This is a genomic window from Streptomyces aurantiaciflavus, from assembly GCF_049808595.1.
GTDB lineage: Bacteria > Actinomycetota > Actinomycetes > Streptomycetales > Streptomycetaceae > Streptomyces.
Map to the genome: position 1 here is coordinate 312,674 of NZ_JBNCAQ010000003.1, position 17,412 is coordinate 330,085.

Genomic DNA, 17,412 nt, shown 5'->3' on the forward strand with positions numbered 1-17,412 from the left:
GGCGGCGATACGGTCGCGCGGGGTCGGACCCAAGAGAGCCGTATCGCAAGGAGTCCACGTCAGTGATACCGAGATGGCCGGCGCCGCGAAGGCGCCAAACAGCCCATGCCGGACGGGTCGCCGCGGTCACCGTGACCGCGCTGGCCGCGGCGCTCGTCCAGCCTCTGGCGGCCCGGGCCGACACCCCGCCCCCGCCGCCGTCCGACGCGAAGCTCGCCGCCGAGCCCGCCCGGCACGACGCCACCCGTGAGCAGTTCTACTTCGTCATGCCGGACCGTTTCGCCAACGGCGACACGTCCAACGACCGGGGCGGGCTCACCGGCTCCCGTCTCACCACCGGCTACGACCCCACCGACAAGGGCTTCTACCAGGGCGGCGACCTCAAGGGCCTGACCAAGCGCCTCGACTACATCAAGGGCCTCGGCACCACCGCCATCTGGATGGCCCCCATCTTCAAGAACCAGCCCGTGCAGGGGACCGGGAGCAACGCCTCCGCCGGCTACCACGGCTACTGGATCACCGACTTCACCCAGGTCGACCCGCACTTCGGCACCAACAAGGACCTCGAGAACCTCATCTCCAAGGCGCACGCCAAGGGCATGAAGGTCTTCTTCGACGTCATCACCAACCACACGGCGGATGTCGTCGACTACGAGGAGAAGTCGTACGACTACCTCTCCAAGGGCGCCTTCCCGTACCTGACCAAGGACGGCAGGCCCTTCGACGACGCCGACTACGCGGACGGGCAGGCCGAGTTCCCCACCGTCGACGCCGACTCCTTCCCGCGCACCCCGACCGTCCCCGCCGCCAAGAAGAACGTCAAGGTCCCGTCGTGGCTCAACGACCCGACGATGTACCACAACCGCGGCGACTCCACCTTCGCCGGTGAGAGCTCGACGTACGGGGACTTCTCCGGCCTCGACGACCTGTGGACCGAGCGTCCCGAGGTCGTGAAGGGCATGGAGAGGATCTACCAGCGCTGGGTCAGGGACTTCGACATCGACGGCTTCCGGATCGACACCGTGAAGCACGTCGACATGGAGTTCTGGACCCAGTGGGCCACGGCGCTGGACGCCTACGCGGCCAGGCAGGGACGCGACGACTTCTTCATGTTCGGCGAGGTGTACTCCGCCGACACGGACATCACCTCCCCGTACGTCACCCAGGGCCGCCTCGACGCCACGCTCGACTTCCCCTTCCAGGAGGCGGCCCGCCAGTACGCCTCCCAGGGCGGCAGCGCGAAGAAACTCGCGTCCGTCTTCGGCGACGACTACAAGTACACGACCGACAAGGCCAACGCGTACGAGCAGGTCACCTTCCTCGGCAACCACGACATGGGCCGCGTCGGGTACTTCCTGAAGCAGGACAACCCGAAGGCCACCGACGCCGAACTGCTCGCCAAGGACCGGCTCGCCAACGAGCTGATGTTCCTCAGCCGCGGCAACCCGGTCGTCTACTACGGCGACGAGCAGGGCTTCACCGGCTCCGGCGGCGACAAGGACGCCCGCCAGACGATGTTCGCCTCCCGCACCGCCGACTACCTCGACGACGACGAGATCGGCACCGACCGCACCCACGCGAGTGACGCCTACGACACCAGCGCCCCGCTGTACCGGCAGATCAGCGCCCTGTCCAAGCTCCGCAAGGCCAACCCCGCACTCGCGGACGGCGTCCAGACCGAGCGGTACGCGGCGGACGGCGCCGGCGTCTACGCCTTCTCCCGCACGGACGCCAGGACCGGGACCGAGTACCTCGTCGCCTTCAACAACGCCGGTGAGGCGAGGACGGCGACCTTCGCGACCGGCTCGGCGAGCATGGCGTTCCGCGGGATCCACGGCACGTCCGGCACCGTGACCTCCGGCGCGGACCGGAAGGTCACCCTCACCGTCCCGGCCGGTACAGCCGTCGTTCTCAAGGCGGCCGGCAAGCTCGGCAAGCCCGCCACCGCACCGACGATCCGCCTCCAGGCCCCGGCCACCGGCGCCACCGGCACGGTCGAGCTCGGCGCCGACGTGACCGGCGGTCAGCTCAACCGCGTCGTCTTCGCCGCCCAGGCCGGCAACGGCACATGGCGCACGCTCGGCTCCGTCGACCACGCCCCGTACAAGGTCACGCAGGTCATCGGCAAGGACGTACCGGCCGGCACCGCCCTGCGCTACAAGGCGGTCGTCATCGACTCCGCCGGACGCACGGCGAGCGCCACCGCCCAGAGCACCACCGGCACGCCGCCCGCGCCCGAGATCCCCACCGCCTCCTCCCGCGACCACGCGATCGTCCACTACAAGCGTGCCGATGGCGACTACGCCGACTGGGGCCTGTACGCCTGGGGCGACCTCGCCGACGGCGAGGCGACGAACTGGCCGGACAGCCACCCGTTCACCGGCCGTGACGCCTACGGCGCCTTCGCGTACGTCAAGCTGAAGCCCGGCGCCTCGAACGTCGGCTTCCTGGTCATCGACAAGCAGGGCACCAAGGACGTCTCCGCCGACCGCACGATCGACGTCACCAAGACGGGCGAGGTCTGGGTCGAGCAGGGCAAGGAGGCCGTCCTCACGCAGCGCCCGGAGTACCCGGCCCAGGACAGGAGCAAGGCGCTCCTCCACTACCACCGCGCCGACGGGAACTACGACGGCTGGGGCCTGCACGTCTGGACCGGTGCCGCGAACCCCACCGAGTGGTCGAACCCCCTGCAGCCGGTCAAGACTGATGCCTATGGCGCAGTCTTCGAGGTACCGCTCACCGACGGTGCCACCAGCCTCAGCTACATCATCCACAAGGGCGACGAGAAGGACCTGCCCGCCGACCAGTCGCTGGACCTCACGGCGAACGGCCACGAGGTGTGGCTGTTGAGCGGCCAGGAGAAGTACCTGCTCCCGCAGCCGGCGGGCGCCGCGACCGCGCTCGACCTGACCACCTCCAAGGCGGTCTGGATCGACCGGAACACGGTCGCCTGGGACGGCTCCGAGGCCGCCGCCTCCACCCAGCTGCTGTACTCCCGCGACGGCTCGATCGCGGTGAAGGACGGCGCCCTGACCAGCGACGACGAGCGGTGGCTGCGGCTGACCAGGACCACCCTCACCGACAGCCAGAAGGCCAGGTTCCCGCACCTGAAGAACTACACCGCCTGGTCCGTCGACCCACGCGACCGCGACCGGGTCCGCGAGGCCGTGCGCGGCCAGCTCGTCGCCTCCCAGCGGGCCGCGGGCGGGGCCGTCCTGGCGGCGACGGGCGTCCAGATCGCGGGCGTGCTCGACGACCTGTACCCGGAGGCGACCGAGGCAGAGCTCGGCCCGGTGTTCCACCAGGGCCGCCCCACTCTGTCCGTCTGGGCCCCGACCGCGCAGTCGGTGAAGCTGGAACTCGACGGCTCCACCGTGGCCATGAAGCGGGACGCCACCACCGGCGTCTGGTCCGTCACCGGACCGAAGTCCTGGAAGGGCAAGCCCTACCGGTACGTCGTGCGGGTCTGGGCGCCCGGCGTCCGCCAGGTCGTCACCAACAGGGTCACCGACCCCTACTCGACCGCCCTCACCGCGAACTCCGAGCGCAGCCTGGTCGTCGACCTGAACGACGGGTCCCTCGCCCCGAGCGGCTGGTCGGGCCTGACCAAGCCCACGGCGGTGCCCCTGAAGGACGCCCAGATCCAGGAGCTGCATATCCGGGACTTCTCGGTCGAGGACCGGACCGCCGAACACCCCGGCACCTACCTCGCCTTCACCGACAAGGACAGCGACGGCTCCAGGCACCTGCGCGAGCTCGCGAAGGCGGGCACGTCCTACGTCCATCTCCTGCCGGCGTTCGACATCGCCACCATCCCCGAGCGGAAGGCCGACCAGGCGACCACCGACTGCGACCTCGCCTCCTACGCGCCCGACTCCGACCGGCAGCAGGAGTGCGTCTTTGCGATCGCCGCCAAGGACGCCTACAACTGGGGCTACGACCCGTACCACTACACGGTCCCCGAGGGCTCGTACGCCACCGACCCGGAGGGCACCGCCCGTACCGTCGAGTTCCGCAGGATGGTCAAGGCGCTGAACGAGGACGGCCTCAGGGTCGTCATGGACGTCGTCTACAACCACACGGCGGCGAGCGGTCAGGCGGCGACGAGCGTCCTCGACCGGATCGTCCCCGGCTACTACCAGCGGCTCCTCGCCGACGGCTCCGTCGCCAACAGCACCTGCTGCGCCAACACCGCGACCGAGAACGCCATGATGGGGAAGCTGGTCGTCGACTCGGTCGTCACCTGGGCCAGGCAGTACAAGGTCGACGGCTTCCGCTTCGACCTCATGGGCCACCACCCGAAGGCCAACATCCTCGCCGTCCGCAAGGCTCTCGACGCCCTGACCCTCGCGAAGGACGGCGTCGACGGCAAGAAGATCATCCTCTACGGCGAGGGCTGGAACTTCGGCGAGGTCGCCGACGACGCCCGGTTCGTCCAGGCCACGCAGAAGAACATGGCGGGGACGGGCATCGCCACCTTCTCCGACCGCGCCCGTGACGCCGTGCGCGGCGGCGGCCCCTTCGACGCCGACCCCGGCATCCAGGGCTTCGCCTCCGGCCTGTACACCGACCCCAACTCGTCCACCGGAAACGGAACCCCGGCCGAGCAGAAGGCGCGGCTGCTGCACTACCAGGACCTGATCAAGGTGGGGCTGAGCGGCAACCTCGCGCGGTACCGCTTCACCGACACCAGCGGCAAGGAGGTCACCGGCGCCGAGGTCGACTACAACGGCAGTCCGGCGGGCTACGCCGACGCCCCCGGCGACGCCCTCGCCTACGCCGACGCCCACGACAACGAGACGCTGTTCGACGCCCTCGCCTTCAAACTCCCCGAGGACACGACGGCGCAGGACCGCGCCCGGATGCAGGTCCTCGCCCTGGCCACGGCCACCCTCTCCCAGGGCCCGGCCCTCTCCCAGGCCGGCACCGACCTGCTGCGCTCCAAGTCCCTGGACCGCAACTCCTACGACAGCGGCGACTGGTTCAACGCGATCCACTGGAACTGCGCCGACGGCAACGGCTTCGGCCGCGGACTGCCGCCGGCCGCCGACAACGCGTCCAAGTGGCCGTACGCCAAGCCCCTGTTGAGCCGGATCGACGTGGGCTGCCCGCAGATCGAGGGCGCCTCCGCCGCCTACCGGGACCTGCTGAGGATCCGTACGACGGAGAAGGCGTTCTCCCTCGACACGGCCGCGCAGGTGCAGTCGGCGCTGTCCTTCCCGCTGTCCGGCGAGGACGAGACGCCCGGCGTGATCACCATGGAACTCGGTGATCTGGTCGTGGTGTTCAACGCGACCCCGCAGGACCGGCGGCAGCGGATCGCCGCCCTCGCCGGCCACGGCTACCGGCTGCACCCGGTGCAGGCGGCGGGCGCGGACCCGGTCGTCAAGTCCGCGGCGTACGAAGCGGAATCGGGAACCTTCGCCGTTCCGGGGCGGACCGTGGCCGTGTTCTCCCGGACCGCCTGACAAGAGCATTACCTTGGTGGAGCAGGCCCCGAACCGGGTCTGCTCCACCGGCGTGTCCGAGGGCTGACATATGGACGTCAACGGCGTGCGCACCGACACGACCGTGCTGGTCGTGGACGACACGGCGGCGAGCAGGTTCGCCATGGGCGCGTTGCTGCGGCGCGCCGGCCACCAGGTCGTCCAGGCCGCCACCGGCCGCGAGGCGCTCGCGGAACTCGACGTACGGCTGCGGCAGGGAGCCCTGCCCGACGTGGCCCTCGTCGACGTGGACCTGCCGGACATGAGCGGCTACGACCTGTGCCGGCGGCTCAAGGCCCGGCCGCACATGGCCGGGCTGCCCGTCGTGCACTTCTCGGTCGCCGCCCTCGCCCCGGAGGACCGCTACGAGGGGCTGGACGCGGGGGGCGAGGCGTATCTGACGATGCCCGCCGAGCCCGAGGAGATCGACGCGGTGATCCGGGCCGCGGTGCGCGCCGCGCGGCTGCGGGCCGACGACCAGGCGCTGGCCCGGAGGTTGTCGCTGCTGTCGGAGACGATCGTCACCATCCAGGCGGCGCGCTCCCTGCAGGAGCTCGCCGACGCCGCCGCCGACGGCACCGCGCGGCTCGCCGGCGGCCCGGCCGCCGTCTTCGTCCTCGCCCCCGACGGCGAGCTGTACAGCGGCGCCTCCCGGGACCGCACCTCGCTCTCGTTGCCGGACGCGAGCGCACACCGGGCCGTGGCCGGTCTGCTGCGGCGGCTCACCCGGGGGCAGAGCGGGGTGCGGATCACGACGGTGCAGGCGCCGCTGTGGCCCGCCGGGTTCTTCCGGCCCGGCATGCAGCACGACGCCCGGCTGGCGCTGATCCCCACCCAGGACGGCAGCGCCTCGGTGTGCCTGGCCACGCCCACCCGCGGGGTGCGCCGGGTGAACCCCGAGAGCGAGGCCCTGGTGGCGCGGCTCGCCCAGGCCACCGTGCTCGCCGCCGAGCCGCTGCTCATGTACCAGGTGGAGCGGCACGTCGCGCTCACCCTCCAGCACAGCTTCCTGCCCCGGCCGCACCGGCTGCCCGACCTGCCGGGCCTCGACGTCGCCGTCCGCTACGTGCCCGCCTCCCGGGACGCCGAGATCGGCGGCGACTTCTACGCGGTCCTGCGCACCGAAAAGGGGGCGCTCACCGCCGTCGGCGATGTCGTCGGGCACTCGCTGGAAGCGGCCACCGTCATGGTCGAGATCCGGCACGCGCTGCGCGCCTACTGCGTCGAGGAGAGCGACCCGGCCGTGCTCGCCGAGCGCCTCGACCGGATGCTGCAGCACTACCACCCCGAGGTCACGGCGACCGTCTGCCTCGCGCTGATCGACCCCGGCACCGGCCGCACCCGCATCGCCAACGCGGGCCACATCCCGCCGCTGATCGTCCGGGACACCCGCAGCGCCGACTACGTCAAGGCGTCCGGCCCGCTGCTCGGCCTGGGCGTGCCCCACCCGCCGCCCACCGAGCTGGTCCTGGAACCCACCGACCGGCTCCTCATGGTCACCGACGGTCTCATCGAGACCCGGGGCACGGACCTCGCGGCCTCGATGGAGCACCTGCGTGCCGCCGCCACGGGCGCCCTGCCCGGCCTGGACGCCCTGTGCGACACCCTGCTCGACTGCTTCGGCCACGACCGCGAGGACGACATCGCCATGCTGGCGCTGCGGCTGGCCGATTAGGGTGACCTCCGTCGCCCGGAACCGGGTCGCCCGCAACAGGTCGCCCAGACAGGAGTGCCCCATGCCGCAGATCACCGTCGACTACTCCGACCGGCTCGCCGACGACTTCGACCGGCCCGGATTCGCCAAGGCGCTGCACGACGCCGTGGTGGAGATCGCCGCCGCGAAGCCGCCGGCGTGCAAGACGCAGTTCCGCCGCACCGAGGACGCCACCGTCGGCCCCGACACCCAGGGGCACGCCATCGTGCACGTCCACATCGGACTGCTGGCCGGCCGCACCGAGGAGACCAGGGCCCGGCTCACCGAGACGGTCCTGGAGTTGCTGCGGCAGCACGTCAAGCCCGCCGAAGGCCTCACGCTGCACGCCTCCGCCGAGGTACGCGACCTCGACCCGTCGTACCGCAAGTACGACGGCTGAGGCACTAGGAGGCGAGGGCGAGGAGTCGGGTCACCAGGTCGGCGAACGGGCCGTCGGCCGGCTCGTCGCCCAGCACGGGCCGCAGGAGCTTGCGCAGCTCCTCGTCGTAGGCGGCGCTCACCGCCATGAGGGCGGCGAGGTCCTGGACGAGCTGCACCTCCAGTTCCTCGCGCGGGATGCGCCGTCCGTCCAGCCAGATCAGCGCGGTGGACTCGGCGAGCGAGATCCAGGAGCGGACGACCAGCTCCAGGCGCGCGGGCGGATCGGCGACGGTCAGGTGTGACAGGATCTGTTCGTAGGCGGCCTGGCGTACGGAGTCGATGAGCGCGTTCGTGGTCGAGGAGCCGACTGCCGGTCCGCCGCGCATGAGGGCCGAGAAACCGGGGCCGTGCTCGTCGACGAAGTCGAAGTACCGGTGCATGACCCGCAGCAGCCGCGCCCCCAGCGGCCCCTCGTGCGGCTCCGCGAACCGGCCCGCGAGATCCTCCGACGCACGCTTCAACGCGGCTTCGTACAGGCTGAGTTTGCCGGGGAAGTAATGGTAGACGAGCGGGCGCGAGATGCCCGCGGCCGCGGCTATCTCGTCGATGGAGACCTCGTCGGGCGAGCGACGGGCGAACAGTTCGAGGGCGACGCCGATCAGCTGCTGCCGCCGCTCCTCGACTCCCATTCTTCGGCGAACCCCGGTAGTCATGCGAACACCTTACCGATCGAATCCGGACGCGAACGGACAGGACCGGCCACCCAGTTCGGCCGCGGGGCGGACCCGCCGGCCGGCGGGACGACGTCTCAGCGCAGCCCGCTGATCGGCCGCCCGCCCTCCAGCGTGCCCTCCAGGCCCGCCCGCGCCCCTTGCCTCGTCGGTACGGCCAGCAGGTTCCCCTGCGCCGCACCGCTCACCCCGCCCGTCGCCCGCACCGAGCGCGTGTTCCGGTCGCCGGCGGCGAGGAGGTACCAGGAGCCGCCCTGCGACTTCCACAGCACCCCGGCCAGCACGTGCGGATCGCGCCGGCCGCACGCCGGTACGTCCCCCGCCTTCGCCGTGATCACCCCGAAGAGTCCGGTCGGCGTGTGGACCTGGGCCAGCACCCGCGTCCCGTCGCCCCGCCAGGTCTCGGCCCGCGTGCACACCCACACGGCCGATCCGCTCGCGTCGGGCAGCGGCTGCCGCGCGTACCCCCAGGCGTTGACCGACCGCACGCCCTGTCCCCGCGCATAGCCCAGCGAGCAGGCGAACGGCGCCCAGGTGCGCAGCGCCTGCGCGCCCACCGCCTCCTTCGGCGAGGTCGGCCGGCCGGCGGTGAGGCGGGCGGGGACGAGTTCGCCGAGATCGCTCAGCAGGTACGAGCCGGAGGCGTCCGTCAGATGCAGCACGTTCCAGCCGGTGCAGGCGCCGGTGTGCGTGGCGGGGCTGGCCAGCGGGGCGGTGATGCCGTCGGTCAGCGTCAGGTCCATCATCCCGGCGCCCGGCTTCGACAGATCCCGCTCGCCCGCCCTCGTCACCCAGGGAGCCGTGAGATAGCGGACGTTGCCGTCGGCCCGGTCCAGGACCACCGCGGCCGCCTCGGCGCCGGTCGCGCCGTCCACGCGCGCGAAGTCCAGGGCCGCCCCGGCGGTGCCGGTCCTCGGCTCGGCGTAGCGGGCGATACGCAGACCGTCGTGGAGGATCACCACGCGCCCGGTGTCGACATCGCCCGCGTAGAGGAGCTGGGGCGGGCCGGACGGGCCGCCGGTCGGGGTGCCGGGGGTGGCCGAGACACGGACGGTCTCGCCGGGGCGGGCCCAGACGGCGAGGGCGCGGCGCAACAGCGCGCTGTCGCCGGTGAGGCCACCGCGCGCGGGCCACACCGAGAAGTCGGTGCGGCCGGAGGTCTTCCAGGCGGCGGGGGAGGCCTTCACCAGCCGCCCGGGGTCGAGGGCGGCCTCGGCCGCCGGGTTCCGCGCGTACACCGGGGCGGCCGCGCCGTCGGGGCCCCAGCCGTCACCGGGCAGGGCGACCAGGGCGCCGCACACGGCGAGGGCGGCCGCGGCGGCGAGCGCGGCCCTCGTGTGCCGACGGCGGCGCATCAGGTCGGTGGGACGGGCCTGGAGCGAGCAGGGGTCGAACTCGGGGGAGTCGAGCAGCGCGTACCGCGCGGGGACCGTGTCGGCCGCGCGCAGCGCCGCGTCCACGTCCTCGACGCCGGCCTCGGCCAGCACCTCGCGCACATCGCCGTCGGGGAGCTTCTCCAGACCGCGCAGCACGTAGGCGGCGCGAGCCGGGCCGGACAGGGCGGACAGCCGCTGGTCCAGGTCCAGTTCGTCGGCGCCGCCGGAGCGGGGGAAGAGGCGCAGCCCCCACACCTGCGGCAGCAGCGGCGGCAGCTGGGACCGCTTCGGCCGGGCGCGGCGCTTCAGCGGCAGGCCCGCCTCCAGCGCCGTACGCACCACCTGGAGGCGGACGTAGGCGTAGCCGGGGTCGCCGTCGCGGGCGGTCGACTGGGCCGGGATGACGGGGGCCGAGGCGCGGCCGCGGGGCAGGGCGCGCTGGGCGAGGGAGTGGGCGGCCAGCACCCGTCGGCTGCGGCCGAGGCCCGGTGGCAGCACCAGATAGGCGAGCCGGACCAGACGCGGGTAGTGCTCGACGAGCGCGGCCTCGGCCTGCTCGACGTCGACGACCCGGTCGGTGGGGGACCCGGGTCCGGGGCGCGGGGCGACATCCTGTGACTGCACGTCCACCAGAACGAGCGAACCGGGGGATGGTCACCCGACGCCCGGGCGGGTCAGCCCTCCGGCGCCACCAGGGCGCGGGCGTAGTTCGTCATCGAGCGTCGGTAGCGCGGCAGATGGGCCGCCAGCGCCTCCAGTACGAGGGACAGGCCCTCGCGGTCGCGGCCCAGGCTCGACAGACACAGCGCCAGAGTCGCGCGTACGGCGTCGTCCAGTTCGTCGGACGGGGCGTCCAGTTCGGGCGTCAGCAGCTTGACGCCCTCCTCGGGCCGGCCGAGGTTCCGCAGGGAGCTGGAGAGCTGGATCCTGGCGCGACGGCCCTTGTATCCGTCGAGGCCGCGCGCCAGCGCCTCCTGGTAGAGCGGGACGGCCTTGTCGGAGTGGCCGGTCGAGTCCCAGGCGCAGGCCTGCTCGAACAGGCCCGGCGCACTGCCCTCCGGCAACTCCGCGACGAGCGCGTCGATCACGGCCCGGAAGTCCGCCGCCTTCTCCTCGGGGTAGTCGTCGAAGGTGGCCCAAGCGGCGCTCACGCGGTCTTCCCAGTCCTGGTTCACCGGCCCACCTTCGCACGGGCGTGCCCGCGGACGCACCGGTATTTTGAGCGGACCGCACGCGGGAGCCGTATCCAGAGGGAGGCTTTCGCAGGGAGGACAGATGAAGGTGACCCGATCGATGCTCGCGGTGGCCGGCGCCGCGGCGGCGCTTGTGCTGACCGGTTGCGGTGGATCCGACGGGGGCACGCAGGCCGTCCCGGAGACGGCGACCGGCAGTCTGGAGCAGCTGGCCGCCGAGGTGAAGTGCAAGCCGAACATGCAGACCGACGCCGACGAGATCCGCCAGGCCATCTGCAAGAACACCGACGGCAAGTTCATCCTGGTGACCTTCGCGACCGACCGCGGTCAGCGCGAGTGGATCAACGGGGCCAAGGACTACGGCGGTCACTACCTGGTCGGCCGCAAGTGGGTGGCCGTGGGCGAGACCAGCACCGTGACGGCGCTGCGCGGCACGCTCGGCGGCGACATCGAGGAGGGCAAGGACCACTCCGCGCACGAGGGCTCCCACGAGACCTCGCACGAGGCCTCCGACGGGGCCACGCACTCCGGTCACTGAGTCCCGGTCACTCGGTTTCCGTCACCGGGTCTCCGTCACTGAGTCACGGAAGGCGGGCAACGCAAAGGCCGGCGGTGAGGAATCCTCACCGCCGGCCTTCAGCGTTCGGTCAGACCGTCACGCTCACTGGCAGTTCTTGCCGGTGTTGATGCAGTTGACCATCTTGTTCATCAGGTTCTGGGAGAAGAAGTTGATGAAGTCGTTGTGGTCGGTGATCGGCTTGTGCAGGTTCTCCGGGAAGGTGTCCACCGCGTACGGGTTCACGACCTGGCCGTTCTGGATCTTCGGGGCCGGGACGTTGTAGACCAGCCGGACCTGGAGCTGCGGGATCGCCTTGAAACCGTTGGCGCAGGAGCCGTCGCCCTGGACGAACGCCACGTGCGTACGGTGGTTGGCGCTGTCGATGTTCTTGCCGTCCCAGCAGCTCTGGAAGTTGGTCGTGCGGACGACCTGGCTGCCCTGCGGGCAGATCGGGTACTTGTCCTTCAGCTGCACCTTGTTCTCGAAGCCGGTGCAGCTCCAGTTCACGTTGGCGTTGGCGTTGCCGTTGACGAAGGCCTTCGCGTCACCGGTGATGATGCGCAGGGCCGTCGGCATCGCGACGACGTTGCCCCTCTTGTTGCCGACGAACTTCAGCTGGGCCTGGGCCGGCTGAAGGATCTTGCCGACGTTGCCCTCCTTGCCGCCACCGTCGTTGTTCTGGTCGAAGTCCTGCGAACCGTCCTGCAGACGCAGCACCGGCCAGAAGTACGACGACTTGTCGCCCTGGTTCTGGCAGCTGGTGCCGGCGCCCGCCAGCTCCTGGTCGCTCGCGAAGGCGTCGTTGTTCTGGTTGCCGACGTAGTCGTGCAGGTGGTGCGCGCCGTTGGTGACACCGGGGGCCACGATCACGTTGTCCGTGTTGTGGTTGTCGTTGCCGTTGGTGCCGCACTTCGTGGTGAAGGTGCCCCGCGAACCGCTGTTGCCGTTGGCGGGCAGACCGTTCTGGCCCACGCCGAGCTGGGCGTTGCCCTGGACCTTGGTGATGTCCACGAAGTCGGCCGCCGTCGGGCCGTTGCCGCCCTGGCCACCGTTGCCGTTCTGCTGGCCACCGTTCTGCTGACCGCCGTTCTGCTGCTGACCGCCGTTCTGCTGCTGGCCACCGCCCTGCTGCTGACCGCCGTTCTGCTGCTGACCGCCGTTCTGCTGCTGGCCGCCGTTCTGCTGCTGGCCGCCGTTCTGCTGCTGACCGCCGTTCTGCTGCTGGCCGCCGTTCTGCTGCTGGCCGCCGTTCTGGCCGCCGGCGTTGGTCTGCGCGGTCTGCGTGGTGCAGGCGGCGAACTGGCTCAGGTTCTGGGCCTGGCCGCCGACGCGCTGGATGTTGATGCGGATCCGGTCGATCGTGGCGGCCCGCTTGTCCTTGAGGGGGCCGACGATCGCGTTCTGCACGAAGCCGGGGTCGTTGGCCTGGGCCTGGCGCGTGGAGGCGAGCCGGGCGTAGGCCTCGGTGATCTGCTTGTCCAGCAGCGCCAGCTCCCTGTCGACGCCCTGGCGCGCCCCGTTGGGCACGTTCGTCAGCTTCTGGCCGACGTCGGGGCAGGCGATGGTCGCCACCTGTCCGGCGGCGGCCTTGGTCTGGTTCTGGGCCGAGTTCTTGGACTCGTGCGCCGAAGCGTAGAAGTTCGCCCAGATCAGCCCGCCCCCACCGAGCGCTAGGGCCGCCGATGCTGCCACGGCCTTCGTGGCCATCGACGAACGGCGTTTACGTGTGTTGCGTCCCATGGAACTCCTCTGACTTCCTTGCGGGGCAGCATCGAGGCGCCCGACAGGAGTGAAGCGGCGCCTTCCCATACGCACGTCGCCCCAGAGGTGTTCAGCCGTCTCAGAAATTGATGAGAGGTTCGTGGAACAATTCGGTCCCAACGCCCGCACAGGTGACGTCATCAACGCGCCTTTGCCACAAGGGAGTTACCTGGATCACGTCTCCCGGTCCCGGTAGGCGGGCACCGCCGGCTCACGGGGCGTCAGTCGGGCCGGCGGCCGGTCGTCGCCGCGCCGGGCGTGACACCACGGCCGGCGCGAACCCCCGTTTCGCCGATTTCCGCACGGGGGCCACCGGCCCGAAGCCCCAGGTCAAGGGGTGGCGTCAGCTCCGCCCCCGGACGCGCCGGACGCACCTTCGGAGGCGGCGGACTCCGCCGCGGCGGCCGCGAGCACCTTCGCCTCCACCTCCGGGTCCAGGCCCTTGAGGGTCCGGTCGGGGCGCTGCGGTGCCGTGCCGCCGACGGCCTGGAGCCACGCCCAGGTGTCGGCGACGGTCTCCTCGACGGGCCGGCAGGTCAGCCCGGTCGCCACCGCCCGCGAGACGTCGGCGGAGTGCAGGGCGTCGTGCATGTCGCTGCCCGGCGGCACCCACACGGGCAGCTGCGTCCACGGCTCCACGCCCGCGTCGAGGATCACCCGCGGTTCGGTCCAGCGCAGTTCGGCCGCCGCGCCGGTGACCCGCACACAGGCGTCCAGGAACTCGCCCATCGTCGCGTGCCCCTGAGGGCTCATCAGGTTGTACGGTCCGCTCAACTCCCGCTCCGCCGCCCCCAGGATCCACGCGGCGAGATCGCGAACGTCGACGTACTGCAGGGGCAGCTCACGCGGACCCGGCGCCAGGACCGGGCCGCCGCGGGCGATCCGGGTCAGCCACCAGGGCAGCCGGCCGACGTTCTCGTAGGGCCCGAGGATCAGCCCGGCCCGTACGAGCACGGAGTTCTCCGCGCCGAAGGCGTCGACGGCGGCGAGTTCACCGCCCCGCTTGTCGCGGAGGTAGTCGGTCTGGTCGGCGTCGGCCTCAGCGCCCTCGACGAGGGGCGCGTCCTCGGCGTATCCGGCCGGCGGGGCCCACGCGTACACCGAGCAGCTCGACACGTACACATACCGGCGGGCGCGGCCCCGCAGCAGCCGCGCCGCCTCGTGCACCGCGCGGGGCGCCGCCGACCAGGTGTCGACGACGGCGTCCCACTCACCGCCGCGCAGGGCGTCGAGGCCTCCGGGCGCGGTGCGGTCGCCGACCAGCGACCGCGTCCCGGGGACGGGCGCGTGCCGCCCCCGGTTGAGGACCGTCACCTCCCAGCCGCGCCCGACGGCCGCCTCGACGACGGCCCGCCCCACGAACTCCGTACCACCCAGCACCAGAAGTCTCATGGTGGAAGACTCTGCCCGGTGCGGGCGCGGTACGGAACCGTGCTCTGCCGATGGCAGAGCACGGGCTCAGCGGCCGGTCGGCGGGGTGTACTTGTAGCCGACCCGGCGCACCGTCTGGATCGCCTGGCGATGGCGCGCGCCCAGCTTGCGGCGCAGCCGGGCGATGTGGACGTCGACCGTGCGGCCGTCGCCCACGTGCCCGTAGCCCCAGACGGTGGTGACGAGCTGGTCGCGCGTGTGCACCCGGTGCGGATGGGCGACGAGGTGCGCGAGCAGCTCGAACTCCAGGTAGGTCAGGTCGAGTTCACGCCCCTCCACCCACGCGGTGCGCTGTCCGGTGTCGATCCGCACGAGCGGCGCGCGGGTGTCGTCGGTGTCCTCGGCCGCCTCGGTGTGCGGCTGGTCGGGCACCGCCACCGGCAGGAACGGCGGCTGCTGGTCGGCCGGGACGAGCACCAGGTAGCCGATCATGGGCGGTTGGCCGGGCAGGGCGGGCAGGGCGTGCTGGGGAGCGGGCAGCCAGGTGGCGCCCGGCGGCAGGAAGTCCGCGACCTCCACCACCTCGTCCCGGTCCACGGCTCGCAGACGGTGCCGGGAGGGGCCGGACGGGGTGGTGAGGGAAGCGGTGGAGAGGGAACGAGTGGTCGCCATGAGAGGTCAGCTCTTTCGCGAGGAGTTCGTCGGGCTGGTCGACGGCCGTGACTCGTGGTCGGGCTCGTCGAGGGACGTACGTCGTTCGCGGCGGCCGAAGGCCGGGGGTACGGCTTTAGAGGGCCGGCGCGTTCGTCGCGCGGCAACACACCCGGTCGAAGTCGTGGTGCTGACGGGAGGGCCAGAAGGGCTCGAGGTCATGGCGACCCGTCGCGGAGTACTTCTGGAAGCTGGCCATGGGCCCATTGAAGCAGACACCCGCGCGTGACAGGAGACTCCTCTCACTGCTTGGACGTTTCCTTGGCGGGAAGTTGGCTCAGTCGAGGATGCGGGCGGTCTCCAGCAGGTTGCGGACGGCGGCCCGGGCGACGTAGTCCGCGTGGAGACTGTCGCCGGTCATGAAGTCGTGGACGACGCGGTGGGGTGCCTCGACCCCGCGGCGCAGCGGGCCCACCGCGAAACGGGGGAGGAGCCCCATCTCGGTGAGCGTGAGCACGGGGTGGGGCGTGCCGGCGTAGAACTTCCCCCACTCGACCGCCTGCCGGGCCAGGGGTTCCACGGTGTCCTCGGTACGGCCGGTGATGCGCCAGACCGCCAGCGCGGCCGTGGGCCGGCCGTCGCGGGTGAGGCAGGGATCGATGAACGGCAGCAAGGGCGCGGCGGCGGGACCCAGTTGGCTCGCCCAGTCCATCGTCAGGCCGGGGCCGAAGACGGTCATCTCCTGCCGGAAGAAGGACAGGGCCGGCCCGGGGTCACCGCTGACCCGGTGGTACGCGACCGCGGCGACCGCCGAGACCGAGGAGTGGGCGCGTTCGGTCACACAGGTCAGCAGCGCCCGCTCGGCCAGGTCACCGGCGGCGGGACCGAGCCGGCCCAGCACGGCGACCGCGACCGGTGGGTGTCCGGTGCCCGTGCGGGCGAGCAGCACGGTGAGCTCGTCGACGACGTCCACCGCCACCTCCGGGAACCGCGTCAGCACCTTGACCAGTTCCGAGTGGGCGGTCCCCAGTCGCCGGGCCACGGCCCGCGCCACCTCCAGCGCCCCGGCTCCGAACTCCTCGGCCACCGCCGCGGCGGTGCGGGCCGTCCGGTACGAACCGGGCACCTCCTCGACAAGCCGTACGGCCTCCTCGACGGCCCGCGGCACCTTCGCGCGGGCGAGCGCGGTGATCGCCGCCGCCTGCACCTCGGGCAGGTCGGAGGCCAGGTGGGGCAGTGCGTGGTCGCGCACGGGCGCGTGCAGCTCAGGCGGCAGCGCGCAGGTCAGCTGCGCCAGCCGGTTCAGCTCGAAGTCCATGCCGTACTCGCCCTCCCGCGTCTCGCGCAGCGCCCAGGGGAGCACGTCGGCCTCGCGGTCGCGCCAGTGCGCGGTGATGTCGAAGGCGAGCGGTACCCCGCTGGCGGTGGCCCTCAGAGCGGCCTCGGGGTCCGCCAGGAGCCGGTCGGTGTACGACGTGTGGGAGTGGGGCCACACGGCCGGGTCCGGCTCGTGCGGGTCGGCCGTGTACGCCCGCGCGCAGTGGTCGACCAGCGGCTCGGGCAGCGGCAGTTCGGCGGTGCGCAGCAGGTCCTCGGCGGCGGCGAGCGCCACCCGGGGCTCGGGGTCGTCGAGCAGAGCGTGCCGCCACGCGCCGTCGCCCGGGTCGAGCAGCCCGAGCGCGGTCACCACATGGGCGCGCACCAGCGGGTCGGTCTCGCGGTCGAGCCGGGTCCTCAGCAGCGGCAGGTCGTCCTCCCGGCCGCACGCGGCGATCAGCGTCACCATCGCGTCCCGTACGCCCGTGTCGGCGTCGTGCGCGAAGGACAGCAGGGGCGGCAGCTCGTCCGCCACCGCCTGCTGGGCGGGCTCCCTCGCGTCGGGCCACTCGGGCCTGGTCGCGATGCTGCCGAGCAGCCGCAGCAGATCCTCCCGGTGACCGGGCCCCTCCAGGGCGAGCCGGGCGAGCCGCGGCACCGCTCGCGCGGTCGCCACGGCGAGGTCGTTCTCGTTCCACGCCGCGGGCCACAGCCACTGCATGGCCTCCTCGCGCACCTCGGCGTCCTCGGACTCCATCGCCCGCAGCAGCCCGGACACGTCCCCCGCCGCGCCGTAGGCCCGTACCTGTTCCACCCCGTCGGTCGCCATGACAGCGCACGATACGCAGAAGGGGCGCCCGCCGAGTCGGCGGGCGCCCCTTCCGGGAAGAGCC

At 72.1% G+C, this 17,412-nt stretch carries 12 protein-coding genes; 4 read left to right on the plus strand and 8 right to left on the minus strand.

Annotated features, from left to right (window positions below; genetic code table 11):
* The first annotated feature begins 62 nt into the window (after positions 1 to 62).
* From pulA to ACPT94_RS04885, 3 genes are all read left to right on the plus strand, one after another.
* Positions 63 to 5,468, plus strand: coding sequence for a pullulanase-type alpha-1,6-glucosidase (gene pulA, locus ACPT94_RS04875; RefSeq protein ID WP_425245187.1), 5,406 nt, complete (start codon positions 63 to 65; stop codon positions 5,466 to 5,468).
* Positions 5,469 to 5,538: 70 nt separating this feature from the next.
* Positions 5,539 to 7,161, plus strand: a complete 1,623-nt coding sequence (locus tag ACPT94_RS04880; protein WP_360338902.1) for a SpoIIE family protein phosphatase — start codon at positions 5,539 to 5,541, stop codon at positions 7,159 to 7,161.
* Positions 7,162 to 7,222: 61 nt separating this feature from the next.
* The gene (locus tag ACPT94_RS04885; RefSeq protein WP_360338899.1) at positions 7,223 to 7,579 is read left to right on the plus strand and encodes a 5-carboxymethyl-2-hydroxymuconate Delta-isomerase; all 357 of its coding nucleotides are present in this window, start codon (positions 7,223 to 7,225) and stop codon (positions 7,577 to 7,579) included.
* Positions 7,580 to 7,583: 4 nt separating this feature from the next.
* On the opposite strand, the gene ACPT94_RS04890 is transcribed toward ACPT94_RS04885, so the two are convergent.
* The 3 genes from ACPT94_RS04890 to ACPT94_RS04900 all read right to left on the minus strand — a co-directional run bounded on the left by ACPT94_RS04890 (position 7,584) and on the right by ACPT94_RS04900 (position 10,842).
* A complete protein-coding gene (locus ACPT94_RS04890; RefSeq protein WP_425245188.1) occupies positions 7,584 to 8,273 on the minus strand; it encodes a TetR/AcrR family transcriptional regulator in 690 nt (229 codons plus the stop codon).
* Between the two features lie 95 nt (positions 8,274 to 8,368).
* Positions 8,369 to 10,291 carry a hypothetical protein gene (locus ACPT94_RS04895; RefSeq protein WP_360339059.1) on the minus strand — a complete coding sequence of 641 codons (1,923 nt, stop codon included), beginning with the start codon at positions 10,289 to 10,291 and terminating at the stop codon, positions 8,369 to 8,371.
* A gap of 50 nt (positions 10,292 to 10,341) precedes the next feature.
* Complete coding sequence (locus ACPT94_RS04900) at positions 10,342 to 10,842, minus strand: tetratricopeptide repeat protein (protein ID WP_425245189.1); 501 nt, start codon at positions 10,840 to 10,842, stop codon at positions 10,342 to 10,344.
* Positions 10,843 to 10,942: 100 nt separating this feature from the next.
* Between ACPT94_RS04900 and ACPT94_RS04905 the strand changes: the two genes are divergently transcribed.
* A complete protein-coding gene (locus ACPT94_RS04905) occupies positions 10,943 to 11,398 on the plus strand; it encodes a hypothetical protein (RefSeq protein ID WP_360338890.1) in 456 nt (151 codons plus the stop codon).
* 123 nt (positions 11,399 to 11,521) lie between these two features.
* Here ACPT94_RS04905 and ACPT94_RS04910 read toward each other — a convergent pair whose 3' ends face one another.
* The 5 genes from ACPT94_RS04910 to ACPT94_RS04930 all read right to left on the minus strand — a co-directional run bounded on the left by ACPT94_RS04910 (position 11,522) and on the right by ACPT94_RS04930 (position 17,348).
* On the minus strand, positions 11,522 to 13,159 hold the full coding sequence (locus ACPT94_RS04910) for a DUF1996 domain-containing protein (RefSeq protein WP_425245190.1): 1,638 nt from the start codon (positions 13,157 to 13,159) through the stop codon (positions 11,522 to 11,524).
* 351 nt (positions 13,160 to 13,510) lie between these two features.
* Positions 13,511 to 14,572, minus strand: coding sequence for an NAD-dependent epimerase/dehydratase family protein (locus ACPT94_RS04915; RefSeq protein ID WP_425245191.1), 1,062 nt, complete (start codon positions 14,570 to 14,572; stop codon positions 13,511 to 13,513).
* Positions 14,573 to 14,638: 66 nt separating this feature from the next.
* Positions 14,639 to 15,223, minus strand: coding sequence for a winged helix-turn-helix domain-containing protein (locus tag ACPT94_RS04920; protein ID WP_360338881.1), 585 nt, complete (start codon positions 15,221 to 15,223; stop codon positions 14,639 to 14,641).
* A 115-nt stretch (positions 15,224 to 15,338) separates the two neighbouring features.
* Complete coding sequence (locus ACPT94_RS04925; RefSeq protein ID WP_107468717.1) at positions 15,339 to 15,461, minus strand: hypothetical protein; 123 nt, start codon at positions 15,459 to 15,461, stop codon at positions 15,339 to 15,341.
* 78 nt (positions 15,462 to 15,539) lie between these two features.
* Positions 15,540 to 17,348: a HEAT repeat domain-containing protein gene (locus tag ACPT94_RS04930; protein ID WP_425245192.1), complete on the minus strand. Its 1,809-nt coding sequence runs from the start codon at positions 17,346 to 17,348 to the stop codon at positions 15,540 to 15,542.
* Between the last annotated feature and the right edge of the window lie 64 nt (positions 17,349 to 17,412).

Coding starts and splice junctions, on each gene's coding strand:
- ACPT94_RS04880 (WP_360338902.1), top strand. CDS start 5,539: ATGGACGTCAACGGCGTGCGCACCGACACGACCGTGCTGGTCGTGGAC.
- ACPT94_RS04885 (WP_360338899.1), top strand. CDS start 7,223: ATGCCGCAGATCACCGTCGACTACTCCGACCGGCTCGCCGACGACTTC.
- ACPT94_RS04890 (WP_425245188.1), bottom strand. CDS start 8,273: ATGACTACCGGGGTTCGCCGAAGAATGGGAGTCGAGGAGCGGCGGCAG.
- ACPT94_RS04905 (WP_360338890.1), top strand. CDS start 10,943: ATGAAGGTGACCCGATCGATGCTCGCGGTGGCCGGCGCCGCGGCGGCG.
- ACPT94_RS04910 (WP_425245190.1), bottom strand. CDS start 13,159: ATGGGACGCAACACACGTAAACGCCGTTCGTCGATGGCCACGAAGGCC.
- ACPT94_RS04915 (WP_425245191.1), bottom strand. CDS start 14,572: ATGAGACTTCTGGTGCTGGGTGGTACGGAGTTCGTGGGGCGGGCCGTC.
- ACPT94_RS04920 (WP_360338881.1), bottom strand. CDS start 15,223: ATGGCGACCACTCGTTCCCTCTCCACCGCTTCCCTCACCACCCCGTCC.
- ACPT94_RS04925 (WP_107468717.1), bottom strand. CDS start 15,461: ATGGCCAGCTTCCAGAAGTACTCCGCGACGGGTCGCCATGACCTCGAG.
- ACPT94_RS04930 (WP_425245192.1), bottom strand. CDS start 17,348: ATGGCGACCGACGGGGTGGAACAGGTACGGGCCTACGGCGCGGCGGGG.